At 70.5% G+C, this 10,812-nt stretch carries 13 protein-coding genes; 5 read left to right on the forward strand and 8 right to left on the reverse strand.

Annotation, left to right across the window (positions count from 1 at the left end; translation table 11 throughout):
* Window positions 1–12: 12 nt before the first annotated feature.
* Both EIZ44_RS40380 and EIZ44_RS40385 read left to right on the forward strand, forming a co-directional pair.
* Window positions 13–978: an Lrp/AsnC family transcriptional regulator gene (locus tag EIZ44_RS40380; RefSeq protein ID WP_134734183.1), complete on the forward strand. Its 966-nt coding sequence runs from the start codon at window positions 13–15 to the stop codon at window positions 976–978.
* A gap of 137 nt (window positions 979–1,115) precedes the next feature.
* Window positions 1,116–3,179 (forward strand): phosphocholine-specific phospholipase C, encoded by a 2,064-nt coding sequence (locus tag EIZ44_RS40385; RefSeq protein ID WP_134734184.1) that lies wholly within the window; start codon window positions 1,116–1,118, stop codon window positions 3,177–3,179.
* Window positions 3,180–3,228: 49 nt separating this feature from the next.
* On the opposite strand, the gene EIZ44_RS40390 is transcribed toward EIZ44_RS40385, so the two are convergent.
* Genes EIZ44_RS40390 through EIZ44_RS40410 form a run of 5 tightly spaced genes read right to left on the reverse strand, consistent with a single transcriptional unit; the run spans window position 3,229 to window position 6,294 of the window.
* A complete protein-coding gene (locus tag EIZ44_RS40390) occupies window positions 3,229–4,368 on the reverse strand; it encodes an MFS transporter (protein ID WP_134734185.1) in 1,140 nt (379 codons plus the stop codon).
* A gap of 9 nt (window positions 4,369–4,377) precedes the next feature.
* The gene (locus EIZ44_RS40395; protein WP_134734186.1) at window positions 4,378–4,908 is read right to left on the reverse strand and encodes a Chromate resistance protein ChrB; all 531 of its coding nucleotides are present in this window, start codon (window positions 4,906–4,908) and stop codon (window positions 4,378–4,380) included.
* Between the two features lie 20 nt (window positions 4,909–4,928).
* Window positions 4,929–5,450, reverse strand: a complete 522-nt coding sequence (locus tag EIZ44_RS40400; RefSeq protein ID WP_167754431.1) for a TetR/AcrR family transcriptional regulator — start codon at window positions 5,448–5,450, stop codon at window positions 4,929–4,931.
* The gene (locus EIZ44_RS40405) at window positions 5,447–5,629 is read right to left on the reverse strand and encodes a hypothetical protein (RefSeq protein WP_134734188.1); all 183 of its coding nucleotides are present in this window, start codon (window positions 5,627–5,629) and stop codon (window positions 5,447–5,449) included. Before EIZ44_RS40405 ends, EIZ44_RS40400 begins: the two co-directional genes overlap by 4 nt.
* Window positions 5,630–5,670: 41 nt before the next feature.
* Window positions 5,671–6,294 (reverse strand): class I SAM-dependent methyltransferase, encoded by a 624-nt coding sequence (locus tag EIZ44_RS40410; RefSeq protein ID WP_134734189.1) that lies wholly within the window; start codon window positions 6,292–6,294, stop codon window positions 5,671–5,673.
* A 158-nt stretch (window positions 6,295–6,452) separates the two neighbouring features.
* Here EIZ44_RS40410 and EIZ44_RS40415 point away from each other — a divergent pair, with 158 nt between their 5' ends.
* From EIZ44_RS40415 to EIZ44_RS40425, 3 genes are all read left to right on the forward strand, one after another.
* Window positions 6,453–7,349, forward strand: coding sequence for an RNA polymerase sigma-70 factor (locus tag EIZ44_RS40415; protein ID WP_134670410.1), 897 nt, complete (start codon window positions 6,453–6,455; stop codon window positions 7,347–7,349).
* Window positions 7,350–7,472: 123 nt separating this feature from the next.
* Window positions 7,473–7,739 (forward strand): GlsB/YeaQ/YmgE family stress response membrane protein, encoded by a 267-nt coding sequence (locus tag EIZ44_RS40420; protein ID WP_037820087.1) that lies wholly within the window; start codon window positions 7,473–7,475, stop codon window positions 7,737–7,739.
* A gap of 165 nt (window positions 7,740–7,904) precedes the next feature.
* Window positions 7,905–8,186, forward strand: coding sequence for a DUF3040 domain-containing protein (locus tag EIZ44_RS40425; protein ID WP_037820086.1), 282 nt, complete (start codon window positions 7,905–7,907; stop codon window positions 8,184–8,186).
* 455 nt (window positions 8,187–8,641) lie between these two features.
* On the opposite strand, the gene EIZ44_RS40430 is transcribed toward EIZ44_RS40425, so the two are convergent.
* The 3 genes from EIZ44_RS40430 to EIZ44_RS40440 all read right to left on the reverse strand — a co-directional run.
* Complete coding sequence (locus tag EIZ44_RS40430; RefSeq protein ID WP_205673463.1) at window positions 8,642–9,118, reverse strand: hypothetical protein; 477 nt, start codon at window positions 9,116–9,118, stop codon at window positions 8,642–8,644.
* Window positions 9,119–9,402: 284 nt separating this feature from the next.
* Complete coding sequence (locus EIZ44_RS40435) at window positions 9,403–10,314, reverse strand: ArsR/SmtB family transcription factor (protein WP_134734191.1); 912 nt, start codon at window positions 10,312–10,314, stop codon at window positions 9,403–9,405.
* 369 nt (window positions 10,315–10,683) lie between these two features.
* Window positions 10,684–10,812: Fe-Mn family superoxide dismutase (locus EIZ44_RS40440; protein WP_240691547.1), on the reverse strand; the 129-nt coding region annotated here is incomplete at its 5' end.

Here is a 10,812-nt window from a genome sequence, read left to right on the forward strand (position 1 = left end):
ACGCTCAGCGGGGTGGATTCCGACTACGACGATCTCGACCGGCAGCTCGTGCACGCCCTGCAGATCGACCCCAGGGCTCCGTTCAGCGCGATCGCCGACGCACTCGGCGTGTCGGATCGCACCGTCGCTCGTCGCTACGCCCGGCTCCGGTCGACCGGAGCGGTCCGGGTCATCGGCGGCGTCAACGAGGCGGCTTCCGGTGCGGTGCAATGGTTCCTGCGCATCCGGTGCGCGCCCACCGCTGCGAGCGCAGTCGCCGAGGCCCTCGCGCGGCGGCCGGACACCGCGTGGGTGAGCCTGACGTCCGGCGGAACCGAAATCACCTGCACGGTCCGCCTCGAAAACGCAGCCGACAGCGAAGCGTTGCTGCTGGCCAAACTGCCCCGCACGCCACGCGTCGAAGGCGTCACCGCGCATTCGGTGCTGCACGCGTTCTACGGCGGCTCCGACAGCATGGTCGCCAAAATCGGCACGCTGGACGACGCCGCCGTCGCCCGGTTGCGTCCGCCACCGCTCCCCCGCCGGCCTGGCCCGGCGACACTCGACGACGGCGACCGCACGCTCCTCGCCGCCCTCGCCGACGACGGCCGCGCCGGATTCGAACAGCTCGCCGCCGCGACCGGCTGGTCCCCGACCACTGTCCGCCGCCGCATGGCGGAACTGCGCGAACGGGACGTGCTGTACTTCGACCTCGACCTCGACTGGCGGTTGTACGGCAAGGGAATCCGGACACTGCTGTGGCTTTCGGTCGCCCCGGCGGCCCTGGAGGAAACCGGCATCGCGCTCGCCGCGCACCCGGAAGTCGCGTACGCCGCCGCGACCACCGGCCCGACCAACCTGTACGCGACGGTGGTGTGCGCGAGCCACCAAGAGCTGTACCGCTACCTCACCACCAGCGTCGCCGCGCTCCCCGCGGTCACCCAAGTGGAAACGGCACCGGTGATCAAGACGGTGAAACAGGCAGCGAACCGGCGGTGACGCAGTACGAACGGGCGCCATCCCGGTCGGCGGTTGACAGCGCGCGGATCATCCGTCGATGATGCGTTCGGCCTTTCCCGGTGGGAAATTCCCGAACGCGTCCGCGAAACTGTCCCCGACTTTTCGAGGAGACATCGATGTCATCGGTCAGCCGTCGCAGATTCATGCACCTCGCCGCGGCCACCGCGGCCGGCACGGCTTTGCCCGCGAGCATCGCGCGGGCGGCTTCGGTGCCGGCCGCCGTGCGCACCGGCACCCTCGCTGACGTCGAGCACGTTGTCGTGCTGATGCAGGAAAACCGGTCGTTCGACCACTATTTCGGCACCCTCAACGGCGTCCGCGGCTTCGGCGACCCGCGCCCGGTCTCGCTGCCGAGCGGGAAGCCGGTGTGGCACCAGGCCGACTCCTCCGGCGCCGAGACCCTGCCGTTCCGGCCCGCCGAGGACAACCTGGGGCTCACGTTCATCGAGGACCTCAACCACGACTGGAACGGCACGCACACCGCGTGGAGCACCGGCCGGTGGGACAAGTGGATCCCCGCGAAAACCCGCACCACGATGGCGTATCTGACGCGCAAGGACATCCCGTTCCACTACGCGCTCGCCGACGCGTTCACCGTGTGCGACGCCTACCACTGCTCGATGCTGTCCTCGACCGACCCCAACCGGTATTACATGTACACCGGCTGGACGGGGAACGACGGTTCCGGAAACGGGCCGGTGCTGGGCAATGAAGAATCCGGGTACGGCTGGACCAGTTTCCCGGAAATCCTGGAAAAGGCCGGGGTTTCGTGGAAGATCTACCAGGACGTCGGCAACGGTCTCGACAAGGAGCACAAGTGGGGCTGGACCGATGACGCGTACATCGGCAATTACGGCGACAATTCGCTGCTTTACCTGACCCAGTACCAGAAATCCGCGCAGGGCACGCCGCTCTACGACAAGGCGCGCACCGGCACGAAGGCCAGCGCGGGCGACGGTTTCTTCGACCACCTCGCCGCGGATGTCAAAGCGAACCGCCTGCCGCAGGTTTCCTGGATCGTGGCCCCCGAAGCGTACTGCGAACATCCGGCGTGGCCCGCCAATTACGGCGCCTGGTATGTCTCCGGCGTGCTCGACGCGCTCACGTCGAATCCGGACGTGTGGAGCAAAACCGTCCTGCTCATCACGTACGACGAGAACGACGGATTCTTCGACCACGTCGTCCCGCCGTACCCGCCGCGCGACGCGAACTGGGGCAAATCGACGGCGAGCGTCGCCGGGGAATGGTACGAAGGCGGCGCAGCCGCGTCGTACACCAAAGCAATGCCTTACGGACTCGGGCCGCGCGTGCCGCTGCTGGCCGTTTCGCCGTGGAGCACCGGCGGCTGGGTCTGTTCGCAGACTTTCGACCACACCTCGCTGATCCAGTTCGTGGAAAAGCGTTTCGGCGTGCACAATCCGAACATTTCGCCGTGGCGCCGCGCGGTGTGCGGGGACCTCACGTCGGCGTTCGACTTCACCGGAGCCAACAGCGGCGTCCCGTCCCTGCCCGGCACCGGCGACTACCAGCCGCCCGCCGACCACAGCACCCCGCCGACCTACCACCCGGTGCCGCCGTCGAACGGTTCGCTGCCGAAGCAGGAACCCGGCGCCCGCAAAGCCCGCGCACTGCCGTACGACCTGGCCGCGGACACCGAAGCCCGCGACGGCCGGATGTACTTCACCTTCGCCAACCTCGGCGACGCCGGAGCCGGATTCCACGTGACGTCCCGGATGCGTTCGGACGGGCCGTGGCCGTACACCGTGGAAGGCCGCAAGTCGGTCACCGACAGCTGGCATCTGCCGAGCGGCGCGGGAGATTGGTACCAGTACTCGGTTTTCGGCCCCAACGGCTGGCTCCGCGAACAAGCCGGGACGATCGGCGGCTTGGGCCCGGAAGTCACCGCACGGCACGACGCGGGCTATGTGACGGTGACGTTCAAGAACCCGACCAGCCGGACGGTCACCTTCACCGGCGTGGACGCATACGCGCCCAACGAGGCTTACCGGTACACGCTCGCCCCGGGCACCTCACGCGCGGTGCCGAAGTGGGGCGTCGCGAACGGCTGGTACGACATCACGGTCAAGGCGGATCACGACGGAAAGTACGTCCGGCGCTTCGCTGGCCACGCGGAGACCGGCCAGGCGTCCACAAGCGACCCGGCCATCGCGACCAGCTGATCGTCTGTGAGGGGAACCCTCCGGAAATCTGATTCCCGGAGGGTTCCCCTCACGACTTTCGGAAGCCAGCCACCACCAGTCCGATCACCGCCAGCACCACAGCCAGCCCGCCGAACCCCGCCCCCAGCGTCGCCGCCGACGCGATCGCGCCGACCAGCAGCGGACCGCCCGCGTCGCCCAGTTCCCGGCCGACCTCGGCTGCCCCCATCGTCTGCCCGAGCCGTTCCTTCGGCGCGGAACCGGCCAGATGCGCGAACCCGATCGGCGTGGCCACCCCGACCCCGACGCCGATCGCCACCGCCGCGACCACCACTCCCACGAGACCCGGCACGAACGCGCCCAACGCCAGCCCGGCGGCGGTCAGCAGCAACCCGCCCGCCATCCCCCATCGGTCGGGAATCCGCCCGGCGTCCCGGAGCCGGCCCGCCCACGGCTGCACCAGCGCGGAGCACAACGCCAGCACCGACACCACTGCGCCGGTCGCCACCGTGCCGAGTCCGCTCGCCGCCCCGGTGACCGGCAGGAATCCGATTCCCACCGCGAGCGCCCCGGTCGTTCCGGCCAGCACCGCGGTCGGCCGCAGGAAGCCAGGTTCAGCGAGCCGGCGGGCAAGGTCGACAACGGTCTGGCGCTGTCGCGGCAACGGTTCCGGCGCGGGCACCACCAGCGCGGCCCAACCGGCGACAACGAAAGCCAGCACCGCCAGGGTGCCGAACAGCAAGGCGAATCCGCCCAGCGTGATCAGCACGCCGCCAAGCAACGGCCCCAGCGTGTACCCGACGCTCTTCCACGCGCCGTAACCGCCGAACGCCCGCCCCTGCCGTTTCGCCGGCGACAACCGTGCGACGAGCGCCCCTGCCGCGGGCGAGAAGGCTGCCGCGGCCGCGCCTTGACCGAATCGCGCCAGCCCGACCGCCGCCGGGTTTCCCGCGACGACAAAGGCCGCCGACGCGAGCGCGAACGCCAGCAACCCGCCGAGCAGGACCGGCCGCGGCCCGATCCGGTCGGCCAGCGAGCCGAACACCGGCTTCAGCACGACCTCGGCCCCGTCGTAGACCGCGAGCAGCAATCCGAGGGTCAGCAAGGAATCGCCGTGCGTGTACGCGCCGAGGCTGGCGGCGATGCTGTGCGCGCCGAACGCGGTGACGAACCCGGCGGCGTACAGCGGACGCAGCTCAGCAGAACGCATCGGAAACCCTCACATCTGGTGCAGGGCTTGGAAAACCTGCTCGGTGTAGTCCGCGAGCCGCTCGGCGCACCGCTTCAGCTGCTGCTCGGCCTCCGCCGCCGAGGGCGCGCCGAACACGTCCCGCGCCTTCAGGTCCCGATGCCAGCGCCGCAACCGCTCGAGGCTCTGCTCTTCCTCTTCCAGTTCGGCCATCGTGAACTTGCCGATCCGGATTTCCTTGTCGATCTCGGCGTCGAACTTCCCGCAGTCGGCCAGGAACTCCGTCCACTCCTCTTCCCGCTCGGCACTGAACAGCTCCACCAGGCGCGAACCGTCCCGTTCCGCGGCGTCGAGCGTGATCACCTCGCCGTCGCCGCGTTCGGCCAGCTCGACGGCCCGCTCGACGCCGCCGGCGAACCCGGGCACGTCCGGCACCGCCCAGGCGCCCTGCCCGAGCGACAACGCGCCTACCCGCCGCAGCTCACGCCACACGGCGACCCGATGCCGCGACGGTCCGGACGGCACCCGGACCACCAGCACCAGCCACTTGCCCTCTGCCACAGCGCTGAATGTATCACGTGTTACATGCAGCCAGGTAGCGCCGCGAGGAACGCGCCGACCGTCCGGTCCGCCAATGCCCGACGGTCCGCCATCGGCAGCGAGAGACACTGCAGCGTCACGCCGTCGATCATGGCGAACACCTGCGCCGCGACGTCCTCGGACAACCCGGCGTTGACATACCACTGCCGCAGCTCGCGATCGAGGTTCGCGTTTTCCTTCTGCAGCACCGGATCCACGACGGCCGCCGCCGCGTACGCGAGCCACACCCGGGCCCGCCGGGCGCGCGGTTCGTCCAGCGGCAGCCACAGCTCGACGAAGTCGGCGATCGATTCCGGTTGCGCCGCTTCAATTTCCGCCAGGAACTGCTCGCCCGCGTACTCGAAACCGGCGCGCACGAGGTCGCTCTTCGTGCGGTAGTAGTACTGCACCTGAGCCGGGGAAACGCCCGCCGCGGCGGCGACCGTCCGCACACTGAGCGCGCCGATTCCCTGCTCCGCCAACACATTCAGCACCGCGTCGAGCACATGGGCGGCACGCTTCACTGCCGGGACGCCCGCCACGCGACCGCGACCAGTTCAAGCACCCCGATCACTCCCACGACCACCCCGACCTGCCGCAGCCCGACCACCGGCGTCTCGACGTCGTGGAACACGAAGTACAGCACCGCGCCGACGACCACCATCAGCACGCCGACCGCGATCTGCCCCAGTTTGCCGTTCATCGCACCCCTCCTATACGAACGTACAATACGACCGTACAGGACTAGGCGGTTTTCCGCGCCGCCACCCGCTCGACGATCCCGGCCTTGCTCCGCTCCGCCCGCTCCACCGCGAACCCGGCCGCGGCGAGCAACGGCAGCGGCCGGCGGGTCAGGTAATCCCCCAGCCGGGACACGGTCAGCTTCTCCAGCAGCCGCTGACCAGCGAGAACGAAGCGGCGATGACTGCCGACGTGGTCCAGCAGCAGCAACTGGCCGCCCGGACGCAGCACCCGGTGCATCTCCGCGATGGCACCACGTTCGTCCGGGACGCCGCACAGGCCCAGCGTGCAGACGACGGTGTCGAACGTGCTGTCCGGGAACGGAAGGGACTGCGCGTCAGCCTCGGTGAGCGTCGCCTCGCGGCCGGTCTCGGCGGCGCGCCGACGGGCGAGGTCCAGCATCGACGGGCTGAGGTCGATCCCGGTCAGCCGCACGTCCGGCGGGTACAACGGCAGGTTCCGGCCGGTCCCGACGGCGACCTCCAGCACCTCCCCCGAAGCCTGCCCGCACACCCATTCGCGGCCGTCGGCGAGCAGCGCCCGTTCGAACCACGCGATGTCGCGGTCGTAGCGCGGCGCGGCCTCGTCCCACGTCCGCCGCAGCCAGTCCGGTCCCCGTTCCGCCATCGTCGCGAACTCCTCTCGGTCGAGCGCTGCCCCGGCTACCCTCGCATCCCGTGGGGCGCTTCGACTACGACGCCGAACCGCACGCCGGGCTGGTGTCACAAACTCCCGGCGGCCGGCGTCCTATGGGCGATCGACCCCAGAACGCGAAGGAGCCATCCATGACAGCGCCCGGCGAAGCGAGCCCGGACCTCGCCACCGAGACCTTCCTCGCCCACCGGAACCTGCTGTTCACCGTGGCCTACGAGATGCTCGGCTCGGCCGCCGACGCCGAGGACGTGCTGCAGGAAACCTGGCTGAAGTGGGCGGGGGTCGACCTCGAGGAGATCCGCGAGCACCGCGCCTACCTGGTCCGGATCACCACCCGCCAGGCGCTGACCCGGCTGCGCACGCTCGGCAGGCGCAAGGAGTCCTACGTCGGCACCTGGCTGCCCGAACCGCTGCTCACCGCGCCGGACGTCGCCGAGGACGTCGAACTGGCCGACAGCGTCTCGACGGCGATGCTGCTGGTGCTCGAAACGCTGCGGCCGACCGAGCGCGCGGTGTTCGTGCTGCGCGAGGTCTTCGACGTGCCCTATGACGAAATCGCCGAAGCCGTCGGCAAAACCCCGGCCGCGGTACGGCAGATCGGGCACCGGGCGCGGTCGCACGTCTCGGCCCGCCGCCCGCGCGGCGACGTCACGCCCGCCGAAACCCGCGGCGCGCTCGACGCGTTCAAGAAGGCCGTCGAGACCGGCGACCTGCAAGGCCTGCTCGACCTGCTCGCCCCGGACGTCGTCTTCCTCGGCGACGGCGGCGGCGTCAAGCAGGCGGTGCCGCGGCCGATCGTCGGCGCGGACAAGGTCGCGCGGCTGCTGGCCGCCGGGAGCGCCCAGATCCCCGCGCCGCTGCGCCCGATGCAGGTCAACGGGCATCCGGCGCTGGTGCTGAAGCTCGACGGCGAGGTCGACACGGTGCTCACGCTGCGCATCGACGACGGCAAGATCACCGGCCTGTACGCGGTGCGGAATCCGGCGAAGCTGTCGCACATGGACACGGAAACCGCCCTCCGCCGCTGACTCCTCGCCGGTACTACGGAAAGTAGCCCCGACGCTGGCGCGCGCCACCCGGTCGGACCATGCCATCCTGGTCCGGCCAGGGGCGGCCCGAGGGGCCGCCGCCGTACCGAGGAGAGGACCGACGTGGGCGTTGTCAGCTGGATCGTGCTGGGCCTGATCGCCGGAGTGATCGCGAAGGCCCTCATGCCGGGCAAGGACCCGGGCGGCTGCATCATCACCATCCTGCTCGGGATCGGAGGCGCGTTCGTGGGCGGCTGGATCGGCAAAACGCTGTTCCACACCCAGCTCGGGACGTTCTTCGACCTGCGCACGTGGGGTCTCGCGGTGCTCGGCGCGCTGGTCATCCTGACCGGCTACCGGCTCATCGTGGGCGGCCGCCGCCGCGACTGACCCGCACGGGCGGCCCGCTGCCGGACGCGGCGGGCCGCCCCCGCTCCGCGGCTTCCCGGACTCACCCGCACGGGGCGTCGAATCGAACTCGACCCCGTATTCCGGCCGGATTTCGTGGCAGAATCAGCGGAGAAGTCCCGGCCAGGTCGACGGGCGGAGCGGACGATGGCGCTGCGCGACCACGAACAACACCAGCTGGACGAGATCGAGCGATGCCTCGCCCAGGAAAATCCGCGCCTTGCCCGCCGGTTCGAGAAGTTCCGCCCCATGCCCGCGGTCACCTTCGCCGCGGCGGCGCTCGGCGTGCTCAGCGTGTTCCTGACCGGCCTGGTCACCCTGGTGGTCGGCTTCGGAATGGGCTCAGCCGCCCCGATCGCGGTGGGCGCGGTGCTCACGACGGCGATCCCGCTCGCGATCATCTGGTTTTATCGTTGCCATTGGCGTTGAGGCCCTCGCGCGAAGCTTGCGGTGCAGCGCGAATCCTTCGCCCACGACGCCCGCGCTCACACCCCATGCAGCGACACGCCCCGGGCGGACCGGCGGGCAAGGCGAACCCCGCCCCGGTGGTGGTCGAACCGGCCCCGCGCACGCTGGCAGCGCACCGCCTCGCGCTCACACCCCATGCAGCGACCCTCCCCACGCCAACCCGCGGGTGCGGCGCGAACCCGCTACCCACGACGGCCGAACCAGCCCCGCCCACCTCTAAGCCAGCAACCCTCCCCCGCGCCAACCGGCGGTACAGCGCGAATCCCCGGCCGAACCGGCCCCGCGCATGCTGGCAGCCGAACCCGGCAGCAACCCCGCCCGCGCTCACTCCTCAGCCAGAGACCCGCCCCCGCGCCAACCCGCCGGTGCAGCGCGAACCCCGCACCCACGACAGCCGCACCACTCCCGCCCACGCCTCAGCCAGCGACCCGCCCCCGGGCGAATCGGCGGTACAGCGCGAAGCCCGCGATCGCGGTGACCAGTTCCCAGGCGACCGTCGTGATCACCGAGACCGACAGGACGTCGAGGCGGTCCGGCGACGAGGCCCGGAGCTGGCCGCGCGCGTCCATGCGGATGCGGGTCAGGCCGCGGGCCGCCGGGTCCGAGCGCAGCGGGATGTTCGCTTCCTCGGCGCCGCCGTCCGGGGCGGTCCACGTGACGCGCCGGGTGTCGGGCATCGCGGCGCCCTCGCTCCCCCGCAGCGCGCCGGATCCGGGCTCCACGGCGGCGACGACGGACCGGCCCGGCGCGCGGTCGATCGCCGCCGAGCCCTGCCGGTGAATCCACAGCCCCAGGCAGATCCCGGCCAGCGCCGAGACCGCGACCGCCGCGGCCAGGACCGGAAGGAGGAACACGCGCCCGCGCGCCGCGGACGCGCGGAAACCAGAAGCCATGGTCCGAGAATGCCGCGAAAACCGGGAACGCGGCAGGGTTCGCGGACAAATGTGCCCAAGTCGCAGGAAAAAAGGCCCGCCGCGGGCAATCCGAGCCGGGATCGATGTCCGATTTCACCCGTTCTTTTCACTCATTCGTGGGTAACACCACACTGAGGCAACTCAACCGCCGCAGCCGGATCGGCGAGGCGCGTTCCATTCCGCGCCGGCCGCCGGTCGTGCTGACACGTCGTTTATTGCCGCTGTCTTCCGTTAGTACGTGGAATTCTCCCCCGCGCGCCCCATCATTCCCCGCCGGAAGCGCTCAGCAACGCGAGTCCGGTGGCCGTCGCCGCGTGCCGGACGGTCTTCCCGTCCTGCTGGCTTTCCACCAATCCCGCACGGCGCAGGACGCCCGCGTGCTTGCTCGCCGCGACCGGTGTCACGCCGATCTCCCCGGCCAGTTCGGCAGTGGATCTCGGGATCGTCAGCGCGTGCAGTGCGCGGGCACGGGTCGGGCCGAGCAGGTCCGGCAGCGGGTCCTGGGCGGCATCGCCCGCGGTGATCGCGGGTCGGGCCAGTACCACCGGCGGTTCTGGTCCGCTCGCCGGATCCGGTTCCACGACCCGGAAATAAGCCGGGATCACGAGCAAGCCTCCGAAGTAGACACTGCGATCCGTAGGAGGTTCGCCGAAGAATTCCGGGCCCTCCCAGGGGATCGCGGCACCGGACCGTTCCGGGTGGACGGCCGGAGTCTGCCGCGCGAGGCTGTACGACGTGAGCAGCGTGCGCGCCCCGTCGGCCACTTCCCCGACCCACGACGGCGCGACCCCGTGCACGAAGAACGTCTGAAGGTCGGCGCGCAGCCTCGTTTTCTCCACGCGCACGACGCCGTCTCCCGCGACCGGACCGATCTCCCGCCGCCGCTCCGCCGGTCTCAGCACTCCCGTGCGGCGGACCGTCGCGTCGCCACCTGAGGGCAGCGCCTTCACCGCCCGGTTACGGAACTCCAGCGCCGGCGCCGGACGGGGTTGCGGAAGCAGCCCCTCCCGCCGAAGCTGCTTGCGGGCACGAGCCGACCAGACCCGCAGCCCGCCCGCCGGGCGGCGGCTCTGCAGCGCGGTGAGGCTCAGCACCAGTTCCCACAGCGGATCGGGGCCGGTGCGCCGCCTCGTCCGGCCGAAATCGTCGTCGGTGAAATGAATGCGCAACGCCATGTGCTCCCCCTGCCCCCCGACATGGTTGCGCTTCCAGGGTGCCGCGCCGGTCCGCCGCTGTCCAGGCACTTGTTCGATCAGGGGAAAGAACCCACCGAATGCGAGCGAATCTCGCTGAATCAGGTGGTCCTTGCCGCAGACGGCGCGCGCGAATCGGCATCCGCATTCGGCGGGCGTGCAGCGTGCACGTCCGGATGCACTCGGATCCAGGCCGTGCAGGCGGCTGCCGGGATGCGCGGACTACCAGCAGTTCCCGACATTCGTCGCAGCGATTTCCCCCAGCCGGGCGACTAATTGCGCCGAAACCCGCGAAACGGGGCCCGGCCGCATGGGCCGGACCCCGTTTCCGGTGCCTTCAGTGCGTCGGGCTCAGCCGAGCAGGAGGCCGTTGCCGCCGGCGACGGCGTTGTCGAAGCGCTTGCTGATCTCGGCCCAGTTGAAGATGTTCCACAGGGCCTTGACGTAGTCCGGCTTCACGTTCTTGTAGTCCAGGTAGAA

The sequence above is a fragment of the Amycolatopsis nivea genome, from assembly GCF_004522235.1.
GTDB lineage: Bacteria > Actinomycetota > Actinomycetes > Mycobacteriales > Pseudonocardiaceae > Amycolatopsis > Amycolatopsis nivea.